Raw genomic sequence first — 23,037 nt, 5'->3', positions numbered from 1 at the left:
TAAGCCTATAAAAAGGTGCAAATAATAAATAATATGAATATAGATAATATTGGAGTAAATGATTTAAAAACTAAGTTAAATCAAATTTTAGAAGATAAAATTATTGCGATTGAAAAAGGTTGTCAAGAGCAGGTATTAATAGAGGCAAATAAATATATTTCAGGAAAAGAAATAAAATTAGTATTAGTTTGTGATTCAAATAAAGCAAGCACAGATGTTTTAATAAGGAACTTAGATGTTCTAAATTATTTAAGTAATATCAGTAATTTAGTGATTTTATCCAACTCTTCAAAAGAGTTGGAAGAAATTAAAAATGTGCAAAATATTACTGATTTAGTAAGTTTTAAACTATCTGGATATTACAATAAAAATATAGATGTTGAAGTAATTAGTAAATTCAGCAATATCAAAATATTTGAAATTGAAGCTTTAAGTGATGGTAAAAAATATAAATTACTCGAGAATTTTAATCTTGAAAAATTGGCAATAGAAAAATTAGACTTATCAAAAGTTGAAGCAAATATAAATTTGAAACATCTAAAAATTTCTAAAGAGTTAATTAGCGAAAATTTATTAATTGAAAAATTCCCAAACATCGTTAATATTGAACTTGTTAACTGCAAAAAAATCATAGATTTTTCTTTTCTATCTAATTTAATGCATTTAGAAAATATAATAATAAACAATACAAGCATAGAAAAATTTCCAGAACTCAGTAACAAAGTGACTAAAGTACAATTGTTAACTAATAAAAAGTTAAAGGATATTCAAGCAATTTTTAAACTAAATAATTTAAACAAAATAGCTATTACAGATTCTGTTGTAAATTTTGAAGATATAATTAAGTTATCTAAATCTGATTTTATCAATTTTTATTTTAGAAGTAAACTGAAAGTTGAAAATGATGACTTTGAAAAAATTGCAATAGAAAATAATTTTAAAAATAATTTAGCGAATTGGTAGGAGTGTTTTTTCTATACTAAATGTTCATCAGCTATTTTCAGAGCTTCAGAAATAATAGCCAAACCTTCGTCTATCTCAGACTCAGTAATGCATAATGGAGGAGCTATAAAAATGTAGCCCCAACGTACAAAAGTATATAATCCCAAAGCTCTCAATTTGGCCGCAATAAGGTTTGTTATCTTTAGGTCTTCACCACTGGCGTTATAGGGAGCAATTAGCTCGCCAGTAGTTTTATTTTTTAAAACATCAAGACATCCCAACAGACCAGTGTTCCTAAAAGCACCCATACTTGGATGCTTTGCGCGCATTGCTTCTATTTGTGACTCTAGATAAGCACCCATTTTTTGAGTGTTTGCTATTAAATTATCACTTTCATAAATGTTTATTACTGCTAATGCTGCTGCCAAAGCTACTGGGTGGGCATTGTAAGTAAGTCCGATCATCATTGGAGTATTGTCGAATTTTGCGGCTATTTTATCGGAAACCATCAAACAGCCCAAAGGGAGATAAGATGATGTTAATCCTTTGGCCATACAAATCATATCGGGAATAATATCATGGTTTTCAAATCCGAACCATTTTCCGGTTCTTCCAAATCCGCTCATTACTTCATCTGCAATAAAAAGGATATCATATTTTTCGCAAAGAGCCTTTATTCCTTTTAGATATCCTTTTGGATAATGCAAACAGCCCGAAGAACCGCTTTCGCCTTCAAAAATGAATGCTGCAATATTTGTCTTTCCTTCAAAATGGATTATTCTTTCTACATATTCTAAGCTTAAACTCAATTTTGTAGCCTCATCTAGCCCTTTCATTCCAAAGAAATAGTAGGGGTCATCTAAAAGTACCGCGTTGGGCATTTGTTGAGTATCATTGGCTAGTTTTCGTGGATCTCCACCTACAGACATTCCGCCTATGGAGCCTCCATGAAAAGCTCTGTATCTCCCAATGATTTTATGTCTCCCAGTATATAATCTTGCCAGTTTTATGGCATTATCTACAGATGAGGTGCCGCATAATGTAAAGAAAGCTTTATTCAAATCACCAGGGCATATTTCAGACAATTTTTTGGACAGTTTGGCTCTTATTTCGGTGGTGCAGGTTGGTGTTACATAACTTACTTTTTGCATTTGTTCAACCACTGCTGCGGTAACTCTTTGATCGCCATGCCCAATATTTACAGACATTAATCCTGACGAAAAATCGATTATCTTGTTACCATCGTAGTCATATAAATAAACCCCTTTGGCTTTTTCTATCGCTATGGGGTTTATATTGGCTTGTGCGGACCATGAAAATAAACTGAATTCTTTGCTGTCACTTATGATTTGTTCTTTGCTTAACATTTTTATCTAATCAGTTGTAGTTAGTAATTAGTTAACGGTAAGGTCGTAACTATAGAGGTAGTCTTCTCTTACAAAGCCCATTTTGTTGTATAAACCTTGGGCGGCAGTATTGTTTTTTGCGGTTCGTAATCGTATGATATTAGAACCTAATTCTTTCGCGAACTCAACTGTTTTTTGAATTAGTTTTTCGCCAATTCCGTTTTTTCGAACGGAGTCATCAACAAAAAGATCATTTAAAATCAAAATTCTATTGAGAGCCAACGAAGAAAAAGTAACGTAAATAAGTGCAAAGCCAACTATTTTATCAGCATTGGCTTCGTCGCAAGCGATGAAAATAGTAGCTTCATTATTTTCTATTCTTTCCTTTAGATATTCTTTGTGTTTTTCATAATTGGATGGTTTCATATAAAAAACTACATATTGATCAAATAAATTAGTCAATTGATCTAAGTCCTTTATAGTGGCTTTACGTATCATAATCAGTTGGTTTTTAATGGTTAGTTGTCTAAAGTTACAAAAAAAATCTATAACTATTCAGATTGGCTTTTGGACTAAATATTAAAATAAAAATTCTTACAAGACATCAATGAGAACTTATTTTTTAATTTATATAAATAGCCATGATGTTTTTAAGATAAATATTTTAAAATTAGAATCATTAACTCATCCAGTTGATTCTCGCTTCTGGATTCCATTTGGTAGTGGTTTTCTTTTCTTTGGTAAAAAAGTTGATAGCGCTTTTTCCTGTAATATCGCCAGAGCCAAAATGGGATTGATTCCATCCTCCAAAGCCGAAAGGCTCTCTAGGAACTGGAACACCAATGTTTACACCACACATTCCTGCCGAGGCATGTTCGGTAACGTAATTAGCCAAACCACCGCTTTGCGTAAAGACAGAACAAGCATTTCCGTACGGATTAGCGTTTTCTATTGCCAATGCTTCATCAATAGTGTTTACACGAACAATGGTTAGAACGGGGCCAAAAATTTCTTCTTTAGCAATTTTCATATCGGCTGTAGCATAGTCAATTAGAGTAGGACCAACATAATACCCATTTTCTTTTCCGGGAACAATAGTGTTACGGCCGTCTAAAATAATTTTGGCGCCTTGTTGTTCGGCTTCAGTAATATAGGATTCAATTCTGTCTTTGGCAGCTTTAGAAATAACGGAACCTAACGTAGTTCCGCATTGAATTTTTTGGGCATCAGTTATCAATCTATTTAGTGTAGCGTCACAATTTCCTACGGCTATTAAGGTCGATGCAGCCATACATCTTTGTCCTGCACAGCCACTCATTGAGGCAGCAATATTAGAGGATGCCATTTCAGGATGGGCATCAGGTAATAATAGGATATGATTTTTTGCACCTCCAAGTGCCAGTACTTGCTTTAGGTTATTGCTGGCTCTTTGGTACACAATTTTGGCTACTTTGGTAGAGCCTACGAAAGTGATTGCCTGAATTTCCGGATGGTCACAAATGTTTTCTACCGTAGTTTGTGTGCCATTTATAATGCTGAATAATCCGTCAGGAAGTCCAGCTTCTTTTAAGAGTTTGGCTGTATATTGACTGCTTATTGGTACTGCTTCAGAAGGTTTTAGAATAAAAGCATTTCCAAGAGCTATTGCGTTTACAATAGTCCAATGCGGTACCATAATCGGAAAATTAAAAGGTACAATAGAGGCTACAATTCCTAAAGGAACTTTTGTAGAGGAACAAAAAACACCTTTGCTAACCTCCATATTTTCGCCATTGATGAATTGTGGCAAGGAACAGGCAAATTCGGTCAATTCTATGGCTTTGTCAACCTCGGCTTTAGCTTCGCTAAGAATTTTTCCGTTTTCAAGATGAATGATTTCGGTTAGTTCTTCACTGTTTTTTTCTAATAATTGTTTGTATTTGTAGAAGATTTGAACTCTGTCTTTTAGAGTGATTTTTTGCCAAGCTTTTTGAGCTTTTTGCGCGGCTATTATAATTTCATTCAAATCTTCCATTGTAGATTCTTTGAATGTTGCTAATTCTTTGCCGTCTAGCGGAGAGATAACGGAATGTGTTTTTGTTGAACTTCCAGATTTGAATTCCCCGTTTATAAAGTTTTTTACTTCGTTAAATAGCATTTTTTTTGGTTTTATGTTTTTCTAAAAATACAAAATATATAAAAGCATAACGTATTTTGTTGGTAATAAAAGCATTATAGGATTTGTGAAATAAAGGATTGTCTGTTGATTTATTTGCAATCTCAAGAGTTTTAAAGAGAGTTGATTCATAAAACATAAACTTTTGTAATAAAAACAAGAGTAGAATAAATTGCAAAAAAGAAGTTTGCTTTTTAAAAATAAAACAAAATAGTTGTTTTTTATTGTAAATAAATTAATTACATTTGATTTGTTGTGTAATCTTTACAAAAATAAGCTGCTATATATGAGTGTATTAGATGATGAATTAGATTTTCAAATTTTGACATTGCTTCAAAAAGATGGTAGAATGTCATTTACAGAAATTTCAAAAGAGATTAATGTTGCTGTAAGTACCATTAGGCATCGATATATCAATTTGGTTGAGGATGGGACTTTGAAAATTATTGGAAGAATTGATCCGAATAAAATTGGTTTTAATGCGTATGCCAGTATTTTGATTTCGGTCAAGCCTAAAACGTTCATGAATTCTATTTTTGAGGAATTGTCAAAATTACCTGAAGTTAGTTTTCTAGCATCGGTTTCTGGTGATTTTGATATTGAAGCGAATGTAATGTGTCGGGATATGGAACATTTGAATAATTTAATTGGAGAAAAAATACATGTTTTAGAAGGTGTTTTTGATACTAAAACAAATATGTATATGAAGATTTATAAAATTTCACAACCAGATTTGGAGTTGGCAAAATTGTCAAGTAAGTAAAACGAGCGGCGATAAATTCAGTTGTTTAATTATACTTAATCACATTGATTATTGTAACTCGAGGGAATTCTAGATGTATTTCTATCATCTTTGAGATGAAGTTGGAAGAGAATATAAAATTAAAGGAAAATGATATTTAAGTCTATAAATCCATTTACACAAGCTGTTATTGCTGAGCATGAAGTATTAACGAACGCTCAATTGACTCAGAAATTGCAACTATCGGAATCTGCTTTTAAAAACTGGCGTACGACGAGTTTTCAAGAGAGGTCCGATAAAATGAAAAAGTTGGCAAATATTCTGCGAGTCAATAAAAATGAATTAGGAATGCTCATTACTAATGAAATGGGTAAAGTTCTCCGAGAAGGAATTGCCGAAGTAGAAAAATCAGCAGGGAATTGTGATTTCTATGCAGAGCATGCAGAGAAAATGCTTAAAGAGGTTCAGTATGATACACCTTTTAAAAGTATGTCGGTTTACGATCCGATGGGAGCTGTATTTGCTATTATGCCTTGGAATTATCCTTTTTGGCAAGTGCTGCGTTATGCCGCACTAGCAATTATGGCTGGAAATGTGACACTTTTAAAACACGCACCCAATGTAATTGGTTGTGCCAAAGCCATCGAAAATGCATTTTTGGAAGCTGGTTTTCCAGAAGGTGTTTTTCAGCAAATAACCATTGATATTCCACAAGTAGAAAGTGTGATAGCAAGTGATATCGTTCATGGAGTTACTATAACGGGTAGCGAAATGGCTGGTTCATCAGTTGCGTCATTAGCAGGTAAACATATCAAAAAATCAGTTTTAGAATTAGGAGGGTCAGATGCTTTTATTGTTTTGAATGATGCTGATTTAGAAAAAGCAGTTACAATAGCCACACAATCCAGAATGCTCAATGCTGGTCAGGCTTGTATTTGTGCCAAGCGTTTTATCGTTACCGAAAAAGTAGCTGATGAGTTTGTAGCTCTTTTTATGAATAAAGTAGCTGCGCTACAACAGGGAAATCCGTTACAAGAGGGAATTCATATGGGGCCATTGGCGCGAATTGATCTGGCTGAAAAGTTAAGCTTTCAATTAGAACGTTCCTTGAAACAAGGTGCAAAAGTGATAGTAGGAGGGGAGCGAGATCATTGCAATTTTCAGCCTACGTTAATAGATTTTGTGGATTCAAATAATATAGCTTTTCAAGAAGAAACCTTCGGTCCACTGGCTACAATTATTAGGGCTAAAGATGAAAATGATGCTATTGCTATTGCCAATAATCATAGATATGGTTTGGCTTCGTCAATATGGACAGAGGATAGGGAGAACGCATATAAATTGGCCAGAAAGATCGAAGCTGGCAATGTTTTTGTCAATTCTTTGGTGCGATCAGATTCCCGAATTCCTTTTGGTGGAATAAAGAAATCAGGTTATGGTAGAGAATTATCTGAGGTAGGAATAAAGGAATTTATGAATATGAAGTCCATAATCATTGAGTAATGATGCTTTGATAAAGAATCAAATTTAACTTAAAACGAGAGTTTGAACTTTAAAAAAAAACAGTAGTAAGTGCTTATTTACTACTGTTTTTTTAGTTTTATTTTGTGTGAGCTTTTTGATGCAAGATAAATATTGTATCCAAAAATGATTAGTAACTTTTAGTAGGTAAAAGTGATTGCTCTTAAGTCATCAGCCTTGTTCGATAGTATTACTATAAATGGCTCGCCTTTTAGCGCAGCATTTTCTTTTAGTCGTTTTTCTCCCATTTCTAATAATGCTATTCTTGATTGACCTTTTATTTTACCCCAAAAACTACTCAGGTCATTAGACTTTTTTAGACCAACGGTTTCTGATTCTTTTAGTATAATCACCTTTTTATAGTCTGATTTCTTTGTCAAATAGATTTTTTCAGATATAGTCTGTGAATTATTTTTTGATTTATCATTTAGTTGAGCTACTGCGTATTTGCTTATTTTTTTCTCTTCAGTACTGGAGGGTAGTGAATAGTAAATGAGATTGTTTTCAATTTTTATAAAGTTTATGTCTAATTTTTCGCCATTATGCTTAATGATTTCATGTGTTTGCGCAAAAATTTGGACAGTAGCTAATGCAATTATTAGGGTTAATATGTTTTTCATTTTTTTATAATTTATAAGTTTTTGCAGTTGTATCGCTCTTTTTACATTTGAAAAAGACAAAGTTGTAAAAAATTATAAAAGCAGTTTTATTTATAAATCTAACTTTTTAAATAGGCTGTTTTCTATATCTCAAATTTAATTATAAAAGACAGGACTAACAAATGGATACAAGACGGTATATGAGGTTTTTGAGCTGTTTTATGTCTTTTTGGAGTATAGTGTTTGTGTATTGTTCTGTGCTGGAAAAGTGTTTTTCTTGTTCTTTATATTTTTTATTTAAAACAAATACCCCTGTTTTATTTATGGGTGCTTTTTTATTCTGTATTGTTTATTGATGATTTTCTTGTGTTTTTTGTTTCAAGTTTGGTTTTTGCGTAAAAATTTAATGGGGTATTTGTAAAAAATACTGATTATTGAATTTGTAAAATAAGCATCGAAAAAAAGAAAATGCATATTATTTTTTGGTGATATTTAGATATCGATAATTCTTCTCTAAAAATTCAAAAAAAACTTTTATGTGAACGAAAAGTTAATAATTTCACTCCAATGAATAACCAAAACCAATTAATAAAGAGTAATTTAACTACTAATTAAAAACCAATTACGCATGAAAAAAGGAGTGAAAATTATAGGATTAATGCTAATAACAAGTATGGCTTTTGCACAGGAATCAGAAGTGTCAACAACATGTCCGGCAACCACATTTGGAGGGTCTGCAGATGCATATTATAAATATGATTTTTCAGGAATCTCAAATGGGTATACTAGTTTTACTAATGCGGATAATTCTTTTGAATTAGGAATGGTCTCTTTAGAAGGTTCCCATAAATGGAAAAAAGCTTCGGTTTTTGTAGATTTAGGATTTGGAAGCAGAGCGAAAGAGTTTACTTATAATGATAATCAATATTCATTTATGATTAAACAATTGATATTTGCTTATGATATTTCAGATAGTTTTAAAGTCACTGCAGGTACATTTGGAACTCATATTGGCTATGAGTTGCTAGACGCTGTTGATAATAAGAACTACAGTATGTCTTATGCTTTTACTTACGGACCATTTTTTAATACTGGAATAAAAGGGCAATATACTTTGGGGAAGTTTAGTTTTATGGCAGGAATTACGAATCCTACTGATTTTAAATCGACTATGGAAACAGGTACAAATGCAAAAACCTTCATTGGGCAAATGGCTTATGCTGGTGAAACTGGAAGCGTTTATCTTAACGTATCTTCTGGTGTTTCTAACGGAAGTCCTATAAGAGATGAAGATGGTAAAGTTATAGCACCTTCGGATGAAGATAAAACTCAGTTTGATTTTGTTGGGTCCAAAAAATTAGGAGATAAATTTACTATTGGTTTCAATGGGACATATGCTATTACTAATAATAGTGTTGATAGTAATTTAGATGGGAAATGGTTTTCATTGGTTTTATATCCTACTTATACATTCAATCCTGCTCTATTATTGGCCTATAGGTTGGAGTATATGAATTCTAAGGAGGCTGCTGCTTCAATTGGAGTTCTAGCCGGTTATTCTATAATTGGTAATACGTTATCCTTGAATTATAAATTGGGGAACTTAACGATTATACCTGAATTTAGAATAGACTCTGCTTCAAATGATATTTTTGAAGACAAAGATGGCGCATTAAAAGGAGTAAATAAATACGCTTTGGCGGCTGTTACTTATACATTCTAAGTTTAGGAGTGATCACTTTTTTGCTGTCAGGATCCGTAATGGTTTTGACAGCTTTTTTGTTCTAAAATACCTTAAAATATTTGTTTTTTAAAGAATATAAATTTTATTTAGGACAATAGTTTTAATAAAATGGTTTGTATACGATCTCTGTCAGAGTCAGTCAGATTGGAGCCTGAAGGCAAACTAAGTCCTCTCTCAAACAATGTTTCGGCAACTTTATTTCCATAAAATGGATAGTTTTCATAAAGTGGTTGCAGGTGCATGGGTTTCCATAAAGGTCTGCATTCTATATCAGAATCCAATAATGCCAATCGTATGGTTTCCCGATCGATTCCGTTTTTGGTTTCATCAGGATTTACAAGAATAGATGTCAACCAATAATTAGAGAAGCTGTCTGGATTTGTTGTAGAGAAAACAGCGATTCCGGGAATATTTTCAAAAAGCGAAACATAAAAATCATGCATCGCTCTTCTTAAAGCAATATGTTGATTCAATACTTTCATTTGTCCTCGTCCGATACCAGCACAAATATTACTCATTTGATAGTTGTATCCTAATTCGCTGTGTTGATAATGAGGAGCTTCATCTTTTGATTGTGACGCCAGAAATTGCGCTTTTTTCTTTAATTGATAATTTGAGGTGACAATAGCTCCACCTCCTGAAGTGGTTATGATTTTGTTTCCATTGAATGAAAAAACGCCAACATCTCCAAAAGTACCACATTTTTGTCCTTTGTAGCTACTTCCCAAGGCCTCGGCACTATCTTCCAAAATTGGGATTTTGTATTTATCGGCAATGGTTCTTATTTCGTCAATTTTATAGGGAACACCGTATAAGTGTACAGTAATTATTGCTTTTGGTATTTTTCCTTTAGAAATAGTGTCTAGAATGGCTTCTTCTAAAGCAATGGGACAAAGATTCCAGGTTTCCGGTTCGCTGTCAATAAAAATGGGAGTTGCTCCTAGATAAAGAATAGGATTTGCTGATGCAGTGAATGTTAGTGATTGGCAAATGACAACATCGTCTTTTTTTACGTTTAGGAGAATTAAACCCAGATGAATGGCAGAAGTTGCTGAGTTTAATGCAGTAACATAAATATTTTGAGATAAATATTTTTCCAAGTCATGTTCAAATTCGGTAATATTTGCTCCAATAGGGGCAATCCAGTTTGTGTCGAAAGCATCTTGTATGTATTCGAGTTCAGTGCCTCCCATATGGGGAGAGGATAACCATATTTTTGATTTGTTCATTGTCTTTGGATAAAACTCAGTGAAATGGTTTTTTATCTGCTGGTTATTTAAATTTAAATCAGGAACACCATTAAGCTTTATTATAAAACTGTATTAATTAATTTAGAAAGACTTGAGGGATTCCAGATTTCTAAGGAAACATTTGTCTAATAAAAAGCGGAACAGTTTAATAAATACTAATAATGGATTAAATCTATGTAAAAATAATCTTTTTTAATAAAGTATGAAAAAGAGATAGATTTGCAAAGGATGCTATTCTTAATTTTTCCTTTCTTTAGCAGTGATCTATTGATAGAAAGATGTGATTCAGATTAAAAAAAAGCTTTTTGAATTGATCAAAAAGCTTTTTATAGATTAAATGAAAATTTTATTTTTTGTAAATCGAGTATATGGTACTGATTGTTTTTTCGTCCAAAACATTATTGACTTCAGTTTGAATGAAGTGAAGTTTGAAAGCAGTAATGGCAGCCGAAAGGTTTTTTGTGTTATAACCAATTACCTGTAAGCCTTGTTCTGCATTGAAATCCTCAGGTGGGCAAGGTAATTCCTCATCAGGCCAAAGACCAAAACCATTTGCAGCAAGAAGTTTCCATGGAAATAATGCACTTGGATCTACTTTTCTAGTAGGAGCAATGTCTGAATGACCAATAATGTTTTGAGTAGGAATGTTGTAGTCTTTTTTTAATTTAGTCAAAAGAGCCAACAAACTATTGATTTGTGTGTCAGAAAATGCTTCGGAACCATTATTGTCTAATTCAATCCCTAAAGAAGAAGAGTTAATATCTGTGTTTTTGCCCCAAGAACTATTGCCTGCGTGCCATGCTCTTAGATAATCATTGAGCATATGCACTACTTTACCATCTCTTGAGATTACATAATGAGCACTTACTTTTGTCTTTAGTGAGGTAAAAGTTCGTAATGTTTTTTGAAGCGAATCTTGGGCTGTATGGTGGATAATAATAAAATTAGGTTTCCTTAAATTAAAATTTACGGTACCAACCCATTCTGATACAATGCCGTTTGGTAAAATATTACTATCGGTTTTAGAAAGAGTATCTTTATAATTCAGCAGTTGATTTTTATAGCGATAAGCAATACTATCAATAATTACGGCAGGTTCATTTGTTAAGGGTACAGCTTCTTTTTTTGAAATGGTTTCTTTTAAAGAATTCATTTGGGTGTCATAGACCTTTTCACTTTTCTTGTAAGGATTAGTGGAGCATGATGCAACTATAACAGCTAAAAAAATAAAATAGTAAAAGTTTGTTTTCATATATAGAACTGGATTTTTTAAAACCTCAAAAGTTTTTTATCAGTGTTTTCTAGATTCTATTTTATTTTTTCGGTCTTCACTCAAGATTTTGTATTTAGCTTTTTGGTCTTTGTTTAGAACCTCCATTACTTCTAAGTCGGTCATTTCACTAAGAACTTTAAATTCCTTTGTTTTATCCTCGTCGCTTATTTCTTTTTTTATCAAAACATCTTGTTTTTTTAGCGATTTGGTATAAATATTTGTGATAACCACTTCTTGAAGCGCATCTAAACTAAGCTCTTTTTTATAGTATTCTACAATCTTAGCAGCAGTTACTTCTGCTGGAACTTCTTTTGGGGTATATTGGGTAGGAGTTTGACTCAATTGACTCATCTGGTTTGGAGTACTATTTCTATACCCGCCGTATCCATTTCCACCATATCCGTTCCCACCATACCCATTTCCGTATTGTGCGGTAATAGTGTTTGTGGACAAAAATAAAAATGCCACAAAAAGTACTGTTTTAAAAGTTTTTGAAATCATATATCGTGAAAAATTAAATTTAAGATCTAAACAGGTTCTCCGTATAAATCAAATTCAGTAGCTTCAATAATTTTGATCATTACAAACTCACCTGTTTTTACATAATGTTTTGTAGCGTCTATTAAAACTTCATTATCTACATCTGGGCTGTCAAATTCAGTTCTACCCACAAAATGGCCGCCTTCTTTTCTGTCAATGATGCATCTAAAAGTTTGTCCTACTTTTTCCTGATTCAAATCCCATGAAATCTGTGATTGTAATTCCATTATTTCATTGGCACGAGCTTGTTTTACATCGTCTGGAACATCATCTTCCAATAAATAAGCATGTGTGTTTTCTTCATGTGAATAAGCAAAACAACCCATTCGGTCAAATTTCATTTCTTGAACAAAATCTTTCAAAATATTAAAATCTTCCTCCGTTTCTCCAGGATACCCAACAATCAAAGTTGTACGAATAGCCATTCCAGGAACTGCAGCTCTAAAGTCTTTTAATAATTGTGTTGTTTTTTCCTGAGTAGTTCCGCGACGCATCGATTTTAAAATAGAATCCGATATGTGTTGCAACGGAATATCAATATAATTACAAATCTTAGGTTCGCGTTTCATTATTTCAAGAACGTCCATTGGGAAACCGGTAGGGAAAGCGTAGTGTAAACGAATCCACTCAATACCTTCTACTTTTACCAAAGCTTCCAGTAATTCACCTAACGCACGTTTTTTATATAAATCAAGACCATAATAAGTTAAGTCTTGTGCAATCAAAATCAATTCTTTTACTCCGTCTTTAGCCAATCCTTCGGCTTCCTTAACCAGTTTTTCAATGGTTTGAGAAACATTTTTTCCTCTCATTAACGGAATAGCACAAAAACTACATGGTCTGTCGCAACCTTCAGAAATTTTTAAATAAGCATAGTTTTTTGGAGTAGTAGTCAAACGTTCTCCTAATAATTCATGCTTATAATCAGCACCTAAAGCTTTTAATAAAGCTGGTAATTCGGTAGTTCCAAAGTATTGATCCACATTTGGGATTTCTTTTTCTAAATCCGGTCTGTATCTTTCAGACAAACAACCTGTAACAAAAACTTTGTCTACAAGTCCTTTGTCTTTTTTATCAGCATATTCCAAAATCATATTTACTGATTCAGCTTTGGCATTATCAATAAATCCGCAAGTATTAATCACGATAATATTCCCCTCATCTTCAGCCTTGGCTTCATGGGTAACTTCTTTTCCGCTTGCACGGAGTTGCCCCATTAACACTTCACTGTCATACACATTTTTTGAACACCCTAGAGTGATCACATTGATTTTGTTCTTTTTTAAAGACTTCGTTCTCATAGTATTATATTCCGGATAATTTAGGAATTTTGCAAAATTACAATTTTTTGGGCAAACCCTGCCAGTTTCTGTTTCAAAATGACTGCTTAGTTTGTGCAAAATGATTTTTGAGCACAGTTTTTGGATTGTTCAAGGGCATTTCTCCCGCTGTTTGCTGTATCTTTTCTTTTTTAAAGGAAAAAGAAAAGGATGCCGCGACCATCGGGGCTATATTTAGGTGTTTAGTTTTTCATAACGAAGAGATTGAATCAAATAACTTGGATGAAGCTTTAGAGATTAGTTGATTAAAATCGCTCTGTTTTTATGGAAGTCAAAAGCTGTTTTACTTAATTCTTTTTTATGCTAAAAAACGAAAACCACTTTTGAAACATATCAAAAGTGGTTTTTCGATGCAAAGATGTTTATATTTTACATTTCAAATAACAAAGTCATAGTAAAATTGTTTTTGTAGGTATCAATGTGAGCGCTTTCAGTAAATCCTTGTGTGAAGAATTGTTGTTGAGAGCTGCTGTGGGCGTAGGCGTAAGCAAAATCAAGTTTTATGGCTCCAAAACTATAACCTAAGCCACCTGAAAAGCTATTTAAATCGCCTACGGTAGAAGAATCATTATAGGGGCTTCCTTCAAAACGGTATCCGCCTCTTAGTCTGAAATTATGAATTTTATATTCGGCTCCAACTCTTACTTCATTACTGCTGCCAAGAGAGTTTTTCATAGCGTTGTTTATTCCTCTAAAATAAGGATCGTTTTCTGGACTAAATTGGGTGCAGCTATAATCTTTGTATTTGTAATCAAGACTTATTAAGCCGAATTTTCCAAAAACATAAGCAATACTTCCGGTCAAACTTCCTGGAGTGCGTAAATCATAGGGAGCGTAATAATTAATTACTAAAGGATCGACTACATCTGGAGGAAGTGTCTCTACTGTGTTACTACTGGTAGAAGATAATCTTTGGGAGAATTCATCCTTCAAATTATACCATGTTGGAGATTCGTAAGCAAAACCTAAGCGTATCTCGTTGGTTATTTTTGCAATAGCACCTATTTGAAATGAAAAACCGGCACCATAGGTGTGAAGATCGTTTGAGAAATTCAAACTTTTAACTTTGTAACTCAAGTCTAATGGGTTGTTGTTTAACTCATAGAATTTAGTACTTTGAACATAATCTGTAAAATGAGAGTTTAAGTTGACCCCAAAATAAATTTTGTCTCTGTATTGAAGACCAGCGTTAAAAATCAGTTTTCCGTTATATCCATTAGAGTAAAGACTGTTCTCTTGGTAGTAATTTCCGCCTGGGCGAACATTAGAAGTGTATTGTGAATTGTTGGGAGTTTCTGTTACGGGATTTATAATGTAGCCTTGATAGCCAAGAAAAGCTTGTTGCGCTCCGTGGTTTAGACTGGCATAATTAGAATCCTGTAATAAGCTTAATGGAACTCCATTGGCGTAACTTAAAAAATAATTGGCAACCGAATTGATTGGGCTTCTTCCGGCAGAGAATAAATAGTTGTCATAATTATTCGTGTTCTCATAATTGATAGCCATACTAAATTTTTTCCAATCGCTATTTGGATTTCTGTCTTTAAAAACAAAAACACCTCCAGCTTGATTAAGATCAAAAGTGTTCTTACTTGCCGAAGTGGTAGTGCCAAAATAATTAGAATTGTTTTTTGTGTCATAATTGCCCATTGTAAAGGCAAATTGATTGTTTGTAAAAACAGCAGAACCTGCCGGATTTACATTTATTGCAGATAAATCACCACCGAGCGCTCCAAAAGCACCACTCATAGAGGTAAAGCGAGCAGTTCCATGTAAATCGGGTTGACTATATCGAATGGCGTCCGTAATTTCTTGGGATTGAGCCATGCTAAATGATAATCCGATTACAAATAACAATAAGTTTTTTTTCATTTGGTTGAGCTTTGGGTTAGTTAATCTTTAATACAATATTAGCGTCTTCCTCCTCCGCCACCTCCGGACATTCTTCCTCCTCCGCCTGACATTCCACCACCTCCGGATGATCTATATCCACCTCCACTAGACATACCGCCGCCGCTACTTCTGTATGTATTGTTGCTTGGTGTATAGTTGCTTGAAGATCGTTGATAGTTCTGACCTGAGTTCATTCTATTGTATTGATTGTAGTTGTCTCTGGATTGTCCTTGAGAATAACTTCTGGTATATGTGCCACTATTTCTATTGTAATTAGAGTTAGTGTAATTGTTGTTGCTATTTCTATTAGTGAATGTAGGTGATGTTCTAGTGTAATTAGAATTAGTATAGCTGTTTCTACTATAAGTGCTATTTCTGGCACTATAATTTCTGCCATAGGTAGTGTTGTTGTAAGTACCAGCATAAGAAGAACCTCTACGACTATAATTGTAATTATATGCGTACGGGGTAGCATAGCCACAACCATATCCATAATGAGGATATCCGTAACCGTAATATGGGTAGCCGTAGCCATAATATGGGTAACCCCAGCCGTAGTAAGGGTAGCCCCAACCATAATATGGATAGCCCCAGCCATATCCGTAACCGTAATAAGGGTATCCAAATCCAAATCCAAAACCAACAGACCAATAAGAGTCAGGATAAACTGTAACTACTGTTTGTTGTGATCCGCCTCCCCAACCAGCATAACCGGCAGTTGGAGATTGAATACTGTCATTTGCAATACTCTTATTGTTGTTGTAATTGTTGATGTCTGTAAAAATCTCTCCAGATGATTGGTCAGTACTTTGTAAAGAACCAAAATATTCTTTGTACTGAACAGAGGCTGAATTGGCTTGAGTTCCTTTTGTAACAATTTTATCTCCGTTTGTGCCATAAATACCATCGTTCTCATAGTAAGAACTGTTTTGGTAAGAGCCACAAGAGGTTATCAGCAAACTCAAAAAACCAATTAAAAAATAAAGTGATGTTTTCTGGGTGATATTTGCGTTTGTTTTCATTTCGGTAGATTATTTTATTGTTGGACAATACAAAAATAGTTAGTTTTGCGTAATTATTTAGTTAAATTATATATAAACAAATTTTATGCCAAACGATTCAATATGAGCAAAAACCTTACGACAAGAGCAGAAGATTATTCAAAATGGTACAATGAGTTGGTTGTTAAGGCCGATTTAGCTGAGAATTCAGGAGTTAGAGGCTGTATGGTAATAAAACCTTATGGGTATGCCATATGGGAGAAGATGCAAGCAGAACTTGATAGAATGTTTAAAGAGACAGGACATCAAAATGCTTATTTTCCTTTATTTGTTCCCAAAAGCATGTTTGAAGCAGAGGAAAAAAATGCTGAAGGATTTGCAAAAGAATGTGCGATTGTAACTCATTATAGATTAAAAAATGATCCTGATAAAGCAGGTAAGCTAATGGTTGATCCAAATGCAAAGTTAGAAGAGGAACTTATTGTTCGTCCTACCAGTGAAGCTATTATTTGGTCTACTTATAAAGGATGGGTGCAGTCATACAGGGATTTACCGTTATTAATAAATCAATGGGCTAATGTGGTTCGTTGGGAAATGAGAACTAGGTTGTTTTTAAGAACAGCTGAGTTCTTGTGGCAAGAAGGGCATACAGCGCATGCAACTAGAGTAGAGGCTGTAGAGGAATCAGAGCAAATGATGCATGTATATGCTGATTTTGTCGAGAATTTTATGGCAATACCAGTAATAAAAGGATTGAAAACTGAAACAGAACGATTTGCCGGTGCCGAAGAAACGTATTGTATCGAGGCTTTAATGCAGGATGGTAAAGCATTGCAAGCAGGGACATCGCACTTTTTAGGTCAAAATTTCGCAAAAGCTTTTGATGTTAAATTTGCTAATGCCGAAGGAAAACAAGAATATGTTTGGGGTACTTCGTGGGGAGTTTCAACTCGATTGATGGGAGCGCTAGTAATGACGCATTCAGATGATCAAGGGCTAGTGTTGCCTCCTAATTTGGCGCCTATACAAGTTGTTATTGTTCCTATTTATAAAACAGATGAGCAATTAGAAGCCATTTCTGCTGAAGTAGCTGTTTTGGTTAGTGCTCTTAAGAAATTAAGGATATCTGTAAAATTTGATAATAGAACGACTCAAAAACCAGGATTCAAATTTGCTGAATGGGAATTGAAAGGAGTGCCGGTTCGAATTGCTGTAGGACCAAAAGATTTAGAAAACGGAACTTTTGAAGTAGCCAGAAGAGATACTTTGACTAAGGAAGTGGTTTCGAAAGATGGAATTGAAACTTATGTAAGTAGTTTGTTAGAGCAAATCCAAAAAGATTTGTTTGATAAAGCATTAAATTATAGGAATACTCATATTACAGAAGTAGAAAATTTTGATGAGTTTAAAGAAGTTTTAGATGGTGAAGGAGGTTTTGTTTCAGCACATTGGGATGGAACTGCAGAGACAGAAGAGAAGATTAAGGAGTTGACTAAAGCGACTATAAGATGTATTCCTTTGGATAGGGTTGAACAGGCGGGAAGCTGTGTGTTTACAGGAAAACCTTCTGTAGGAAGAGTATTGTTTGCTAAGGCATATTAAAAAAAAAAATATTTTTTTTGCTCTGCTATTGTAGAACTCAAAAATAGTTGTATTTTTGCATCCGCATTACAGAAGCACGGTCCGTTCGTCTATCGGTTAGGACGCCAGGTTTTCATCCTGGTAAGGGGGGTTCGATTCCCCCACGGACTACAAGAAGTATTTAGATTGAAAAATTTCTGAGAATAAAAAAAGTAATGGTCCGTTCGTCTATCGGTTAGGACGCCAGGTTTTCATCCTGGTAAGGGGGGTTCGATTCCCCCACGGACTACAAATTTTTTTGATCTAGAATGTTCCAGAACTTAGAGGAATAAGGTCCGTTCGTCTAGGGGTTAGGACGCCAGAATTTCATTCTGGTAACAGGGGTTCGATTCCCTTACGGACTACAAAAAATGAAATAATAAAAGATAAAAGAAAATAAAATGGCAAATCATAAGTCAGCTCTAAAGAGAATTAGAAGTAACGAAAAGAAAAGAGTATTAAATAGATACCAACACAAAACGACTCGTAATGCTATTAAAGCATTAAGAATAGCTACTGATAAAGTTGATGCTACTTCTAAATTATCAAGTGTAATTTCTATGATTGATAAATTAGCTAAGAAAAATATCATTCATGATAATAAAGCTTCTAACTTGAAGTCTAAATTAACTAAGCACGTTGCAAAATTGTAATTAGTACAATTTTTATATAAATTGAAAGCTCCTTTTATAGGGGCTTTTTTTTGTGCTTATTTTTCAGAGAGAATTATGTTGTGAAATTTATTAATGTGATTATTTCGTTTAGTAGGAGTGAAGTAGTTTTTTAATTTGTTTAGAAAAACATTTCAATAGGATGTGTGGGTAAGTGTATTATTGTTTTTAAAACTTAGTTTTTAGATAATCAAGCATTGAAGTGGTGATAGGTTTAGGTAAGAAATCAATAACTATAGGGTAAGTTTTCGATTTTTTAACATCTTCTGGATCTATTGTAGATGATAAAACAACAACCTTGATGTTGTTGAAGTTGAGGTATTCTGGCTTGTTGAAATAATCTAAAAACTCCCATCCGCCCATAACTGGCATGTTTAAATCAAGGAATATCAATTGAGGTTGCTTGGTGGTTGTGTCTTTTATTGATTTAAAGAATTCTAATGCTTCTTCGCCATTTTGAGCGGTTATTATTTCTTTTGAAAAAAGGGCTTTATTGATGACTTTTTTAAATAACAATAAAGTTATAGGATCATCGTCGATACACATGATTAGATCTAACATTTTTTTAGGCTTTAAATGTTAATGTAAAAGAGGTTCCTTTGTTTACTTCGCTTTCAATGCTAATAGCGCCTCCCATGGATTCTATTTGAGATTTTACTAAATATAGTCCCAGGCCTTTGCTGTCTGGATAATTATGGAATCTTTGGTATAAGCCAAATATTTTGTCTTTATTACGTTTTAAATCTATTCCTATTCCGTTGTCTTTGATTTTGATAACGATTGTGTTGTTAATTTTGGTGCTGGTGATTTCTATAACTAGTTTTCGATCTTTAGATCTGTACTTGATGGCGTTAGTTAGTAAATTTAAAATAATACTTTCAAAATAGGCTTTGTTTGTTTGTATTGTTGTAACGTTTCCGAAGTTAATATTAAATTCGGGTTTGTGTAGTTCTATTTGGAAATTAAGTTGATTAAAGACGTTTTGAAAAATATTTTTGATTAAGACTTCTTCGTTTTGTATAGAAAGGTTGTCTCTTATGATAATTACTTTTGCGAGATCGTTGATGGTTTCGTTTAATAAATGTGTAGATTTACTAAATCCTATTAAGATTTCTTTTAATTCTTCATCTTCAATAGGGATGTCTTCTATTAGATTGAGTAATCCAGTTAGGTTAGATAAAGGAGCTCTGAGGTTGTGAGAAGTGATGTAGGAGAATTGTTTTAAATCCTTATTGTTTTGCGTTAATTCTCGAATGAGTTGTTCTTTTTCTTTTTCTAATTTTTTTTCCTCTGTGACATCTCTTTGGATTGAAATCCAGTGAGAGAGTTCATGTTCTAGGTTGTATACAGGAATGAAAGAAAGTTGAACCCAATATTCTGATTGGTCTTTTTTGTAGCAAATAATTTCTAGAAGAGATTCTTCTTTGTTGGTTATGGCGTTGATTAATTTTTCTATTTGTTGTGTGTCTGAATTTTTTCCCATGAATAAATTCGGGGATTCTCCAATTATTTCATATGTTTCATAGCCAGACATGTTGATGTAAGCAGGATTTGCAAATACTATTTTTGGAATCTGACCGTCATTAGACTCGGCTTCTGTGATAATAATAGAGTCTTTGGCTTCAGTAAAAACAGTTTCTAATAGTTTTAGTCTGTTTTCTTCTTCTTTTTGTTTGGTTATATCCTGTATGGCTCCAATCATTCTAATGGCCTTGCCGTTTTCGTCTTTTAGGATAAAACCTCTGTCTAGGACATGTTTATAGGTGTTGTCAGCACATTTGAAGCGATATTCGTCTTGCCATTTCTCTGTCTTTTGTTCTAAAAAAGCGTATAATTTGATAGACATTTTGATACTGTCTTCTGGGTGGATATTGTTGAACCACCATTTTGAATTGTTTTCAACTTGATCTTGATCGTAGCCATAAATCCCTTTTATTCCTCTGTTCCAAGTCAGGTTGTCTTCCGGAATCTTCCAATCCCAAATAGTGTCACTGGTTGCCTTAGAAACGATATCGTATTTCTCGTTAGATTCTTTGATCTTGTCGTTGGTTTGTTTTAGGTTTTCGTAGAACTTGGTATTTGTCTTGTCGTTTTTGTGTAAAATATATCTAAAGAACAAACCTGTGATTGTAATGAAAATAAGGTCTTTTATGAAATTGTATGAGTGGTAGTTGGTGTTTGATGTATAAATTTTCAATAATTTATAGCTAATAATAGCAATAAATAATGAAGAGAGAATGTAGAATGCAGTTATTTGATTGGTTTTATTTTTCATTACTCAAATGTAAATAAATATTGTCAAAAATTAAAATTTCGATAATAATATAATTGAAAGTTTAATTTATTAAGATGCTTTAACTATTTATAAGTTAACAAAATAGCAAACTATTGCATAAAGGTTTTTTATATCAAAATAAAGTGTACCTTTGCACCCATTAAAAATCACAGATGGAAGCTATTAGAAACATTGCAATTATTGCCCACGTCGATCACGGTAAAACAACTTTGGTTGATAAAATTATGTATCACTGTCAATTATTTCGTGAAAACGAAAATACAGGTGATTTAATCCTTGATAACAATGACTTAGAGCGTGAAAGAGGTATTACCATTACTTCTAAGAATGTTTCTGTAGTATACAAAGGAACTAAGATCAATATTATCGATACTCCAGGCCACGCCGATTTTGGTGGTGAGGTTGAGCGTGTGTTGAATATGGCTGATGGTGTTTGTTTATTGGTAGATGCTTTTGAAGGACCAATGCCACAAACCCGTTTTGTATTACAAAAAGCAATTGATTTAGGATTAAAACCATGTGTTGTAATCAATAAAGTTGATAAAGAAAACTGTACTCCTGAAGAAGTTCATGAAAAAGTTTTTGACTTAATGTTTGAATTAGGTGCTCAAGAGTGGCAGTTGGATTTCCCAACGGTTTACGGATCAGCTAAGAATAACTGGATGTCTGACCACTGGGAGAACAAAACAGAAAATATTGAGCCATTATTGGATATGGTTATTGAAAATGTACCAGCTCCAAAAGTATCTGAAGGAACTCCTCAGATGTTGATTACTTCTCTAGATTTCTCTTCATTTACAGGACGTATCGCTATTGGTCGTTTAGAAAGAGGTGTTTTGAAAGAAGGAATGCCAATTTCTTTGGTAAAAAGAGATGGTAAAGTAATAAAATCAAGAATCAAAGAATTACATACTTTTGAAGGTCTTGGACGTAAAAAAGTTGAACAAGTTGTTGCAGGAGACATTTGTGCTGTAGTTGGTGTTGAAGGATTTGAAATTGGAGATACGATTGCCGATTTTGAAAATCCAGAAGCTTTGCAGACAATTGCTATTGATGAGCCTACAATGAGTATGTTGTTTACAATTAATGATTCTCCTTTCTTTGGAAAAGAAGGTAAGTTTGTAACTTCTCGTCACATTAGAGAAAGATTGACAAAAGAGTTGGAGAAAAACTTGGCAATGAGGCTAGGTGAAACTGATTCTGCTGATAAATTCATGGTTTTCGGACGTGGTGTATTACACTTGTCTGTTCTTATTGAAACTATGAGAAGAGAAGGATATGAATTGCAAATTGGACAACCACAAGTTATCATCAAAGAAGTTGATGGTGTGAAATGTGAGCCAGTTGAGGAATTGACTATCGATTTACCAGAAACACTTTCAGGTAGAGCTGTAGAGTTTGTTTCTATCCGTAAAGGTGAAATGTTGAGTATGGAAGGAAAAGGAGATCGTATGATTGTAAAATTCAACATCCCATCTCGTGGTATCATCGGTTTACGTAACCAATTATTGACTGCAACTGCTGGTGAGGCTATTATGTCACACCGTTTCATTGGATATGAACCATACAAAGGAGAAATTCCTGGACGTAACAATGGTTCGTTAATCTCTATGGAAAACGGAAAAGCGATTCCTTACTCTATCGATAAATTACAAGATCGTGGTAAGTTCTTCGTTGATCCAAATGAGGATATCTACGAAGGTCAGGTTATTGGTGAAAACACCCGTAGCGACGATATGACTGTTAACGTAACTAAGACTAAGAAATTATCTAACGTACGTTCTTCTGGAGCTGATGATAAAGCTAGAATTATTCCAGCAATCAAATTTTCATTAGAAGAAGCTTTAGAGTATATTCAAAAAGACGAATACGTAGAGGTAACTCCAAAATCACTTCGTTTAAGAAAAATATATTTATCTGAAACTGATAGAAAAAGATTCAAATTCTAAAAGATTTAGATTTCGATATTTAAAATCCCAAATTCCTAAGTACTGGAATTTGGGATTTTTGTTTTAATGCTTTAGAGTTATTACGTTGTATTTATTTTGTAGATGCTTTTAGTTTTTTTTCTTTTGACATGTATGATTGTTGGAAGAAAATGTTC

General features: G+C 33.5%; 19 protein-coding genes and 3 tRNA genes. 10 read left to right on the top strand and 12 right to left on the bottom strand.

Annotated features, from left to right (window positions below):
• Window positions 1-33 precede the first annotated feature (33 nt).
• The gene (locus tag OZP08_RS17365) at window positions 34-963 is read left to right on the top strand and encodes a hypothetical protein (protein WP_268847348.1); all 930 of its coding nucleotides are present in this window, start codon (window positions 34-36) and stop codon (window positions 961-963) included.
• A gap of 11 nt (window positions 964-974) precedes the next feature.
• Here the strand turns inward: OZP08_RS17365 and OZP08_RS17360 are convergent, their stop codons facing one another.
• The 3 genes from OZP08_RS17360 to OZP08_RS17350 form a co-directional block, all read right to left on the bottom strand.
• The gene (locus OZP08_RS17360) at window positions 975-2,309 is read right to left on the bottom strand and encodes an aminotransferase class III-fold pyridoxal phosphate-dependent enzyme (RefSeq protein WP_268847347.1); all 1,335 of its coding nucleotides are present in this window, start codon (window positions 2,307-2,309) and stop codon (window positions 975-977) included.
• A gap of 27 nt (window positions 2,310-2,336) precedes the next feature.
• A complete protein-coding gene (locus tag OZP08_RS17355) occupies window positions 2,337-2,786 on the bottom strand; it encodes a GNAT family N-acetyltransferase (RefSeq protein WP_268847346.1) in 450 nt (149 codons plus the stop codon).
• 181 nt (window positions 2,787-2,967) lie between these two features.
• Entirely contained in the window at window positions 2,968-4,425 is a 1,458-nt protein-coding gene (locus OZP08_RS17350) for a CoA-acylating methylmalonate-semialdehyde dehydrogenase (protein WP_268847345.1), read from the bottom strand.
• A gap of 304 nt (window positions 4,426-4,729) precedes the next feature.
• Between OZP08_RS17350 and OZP08_RS17345 the strand changes: the two genes are divergently transcribed.
• Both OZP08_RS17345 and OZP08_RS17340 read left to right on the top strand, forming a co-directional pair.
• Window positions 4,730-5,206, top strand: coding sequence for an Lrp/AsnC family transcriptional regulator (locus OZP08_RS17345; RefSeq protein ID WP_268847344.1), 477 nt, complete (start codon window positions 4,730-4,732; stop codon window positions 5,204-5,206).
• Window positions 5,207-5,335: 129 nt separating this feature from the next.
• On the top strand, window positions 5,336-6,688 hold the full coding sequence (locus tag OZP08_RS17340; RefSeq protein WP_281322449.1) for an NAD-dependent succinate-semialdehyde dehydrogenase: 1,353 nt from the start codon (window positions 5,336-5,338) through the stop codon (window positions 6,686-6,688).
• A 158-nt stretch (window positions 6,689-6,846) separates the two neighbouring features.
• On the opposite strand, the gene OZP08_RS17335 is transcribed toward OZP08_RS17340, so the two are convergent.
• The gene (locus OZP08_RS17335; RefSeq protein WP_281322448.1) at window positions 6,847-7,326 is read right to left on the bottom strand and encodes a hypothetical protein; all 480 of its coding nucleotides are present in this window, start codon (window positions 7,324-7,326) and stop codon (window positions 6,847-6,849) included.
• Between the two features lie 607 nt (window positions 7,327-7,933).
• On the opposite strand from OZP08_RS17335, the gene OZP08_RS17330 reads away from it, so the two are divergent.
• Entirely contained in the window at window positions 7,934-9,028 is a 1,095-nt protein-coding gene (locus OZP08_RS17330) for an outer membrane beta-barrel protein (protein ID WP_268847342.1), read from the top strand.
• Between the two features lie 107 nt (window positions 9,029-9,135).
• Here the strand turns inward: OZP08_RS17330 and OZP08_RS17325 are convergent, their stop codons facing one another.
• From OZP08_RS17325 to OZP08_RS17300, 6 genes are all read right to left on the bottom strand, one after another.
• Window positions 9,136-10,278: a DegT/DnrJ/EryC1/StrS family aminotransferase gene (locus tag OZP08_RS17325; RefSeq protein WP_281322447.1), complete on the bottom strand. Its 1,143-nt coding sequence runs from the start codon at window positions 10,276-10,278 to the stop codon at window positions 9,136-9,138.
• A gap of 367 nt (window positions 10,279-10,645) precedes the next feature.
• A complete protein-coding gene (locus OZP08_RS17320) occupies window positions 10,646-11,551 on the bottom strand; it encodes an N-acetylmuramoyl-L-alanine amidase (protein WP_268847341.1) in 906 nt (301 codons plus the stop codon).
• A gap of 39 nt (window positions 11,552-11,590) precedes the next feature.
• Window positions 11,591-12,073 (bottom strand): hypothetical protein, encoded by a 483-nt coding sequence (locus tag OZP08_RS17315; protein WP_281322446.1) that lies wholly within the window; start codon window positions 12,071-12,073, stop codon window positions 11,591-11,593.
• Window positions 12,074-12,099: 26 nt separating this feature from the next.
• Window positions 12,100-13,413: a 30S ribosomal protein S12 methylthiotransferase RimO gene (gene rimO / locus OZP08_RS17310; protein WP_268847339.1), complete on the bottom strand. Its 1,314-nt coding sequence runs from the start codon at window positions 13,411-13,413 to the stop codon at window positions 12,100-12,102.
• A gap of 408 nt (window positions 13,414-13,821) precedes the next feature.
• On the bottom strand, window positions 13,822-15,324 hold the full coding sequence (locus tag OZP08_RS17305; RefSeq protein WP_268847338.1) for an OmpP1/FadL family transporter: 1,503 nt from the start codon (window positions 15,322-15,324) through the stop codon (window positions 13,822-13,824).
• Between the two features lie 38 nt (window positions 15,325-15,362).
• The gene (locus OZP08_RS17300; RefSeq protein ID WP_281322445.1) at window positions 15,363-16,367 is read right to left on the bottom strand and encodes a hypothetical protein; all 1,005 of its coding nucleotides are present in this window, start codon (window positions 16,365-16,367) and stop codon (window positions 15,363-15,365) included.
• A gap of 102 nt (window positions 16,368-16,469) precedes the next feature.
• Between OZP08_RS17300 and proS the strand changes: the two genes are divergently transcribed.
• From proS to rpsT, 5 genes are all read left to right on the top strand, one after another.
• Entirely contained in the window at window positions 16,470-17,948 is a 1,479-nt protein-coding gene (proS, locus tag OZP08_RS17295; RefSeq protein WP_281322444.1) for a proline--tRNA ligase, read from the top strand.
• A gap of 78 nt (window positions 17,949-18,026) precedes the next feature.
• Window positions 18,027-18,098, top strand: a tRNA-Glu gene (locus OZP08_RS17290).
• 46 nt (window positions 18,099-18,144) lie between these two features.
• Window positions 18,145-18,216: transfer RNA gene (locus OZP08_RS17285), tRNA-Glu, on the top strand.
• Between the two features lie 43 nt (window positions 18,217-18,259).
• A tRNA-Glu gene (locus tag OZP08_RS17280) sits at window positions 18,260-18,331 on the top strand.
• Window positions 18,332-18,367: 36 nt separating this feature from the next.
• The gene (gene rpsT / locus OZP08_RS17275) at window positions 18,368-18,619 is read left to right on the top strand and encodes a 30S ribosomal protein S20 (protein ID WP_268847336.1); all 252 of its coding nucleotides are present in this window, start codon (window positions 18,368-18,370) and stop codon (window positions 18,617-18,619) included.
• Window positions 18,620-18,805: 186 nt separating this feature from the next.
• On the opposite strand, the gene OZP08_RS17270 is transcribed toward rpsT, so the two are convergent.
• Both OZP08_RS17270 and OZP08_RS17265 read right to left on the bottom strand, forming a co-directional pair.
• Window positions 18,806-19,198, bottom strand: coding sequence for a response regulator (locus OZP08_RS17270; protein ID WP_268847335.1), 393 nt, complete (start codon window positions 19,196-19,198; stop codon window positions 18,806-18,808).
• A 4-nt stretch (window positions 19,199-19,202) separates the two neighbouring features.
• Window positions 19,203-20,912, bottom strand: a complete 1,710-nt coding sequence (locus OZP08_RS17265) for a PAS domain-containing sensor histidine kinase (protein WP_281322443.1) — start codon at window positions 20,910-20,912, stop codon at window positions 19,203-19,205.
• Window positions 20,913-21,085: 173 nt separating this feature from the next.
• Here OZP08_RS17265 and typA point away from each other — a divergent pair, with 173 nt between their 5' ends.
• On the top strand, window positions 21,086-22,882 hold the full coding sequence (typA, locus tag OZP08_RS17260; RefSeq protein WP_281322442.1) for a translational GTPase TypA: 1,797 nt from the start codon (window positions 21,086-21,088) through the stop codon (window positions 22,880-22,882).
• The last annotated feature ends 155 nt before the right edge of the window (window positions 22,883-23,037 follow it).

This window comes from Flavobacterium aestivum (genome assembly GCF_026870175.2).
Lineage (GTDB): Bacteria > Bacteroidota > Bacteroidia > Flavobacteriales > Flavobacteriaceae > Flavobacterium > Flavobacterium aestivum.
The sequence above is the reverse complement of the archived record's forward strand: the minus strand, read 5'-3'. Positions and strand labels throughout refer to the sequence as shown.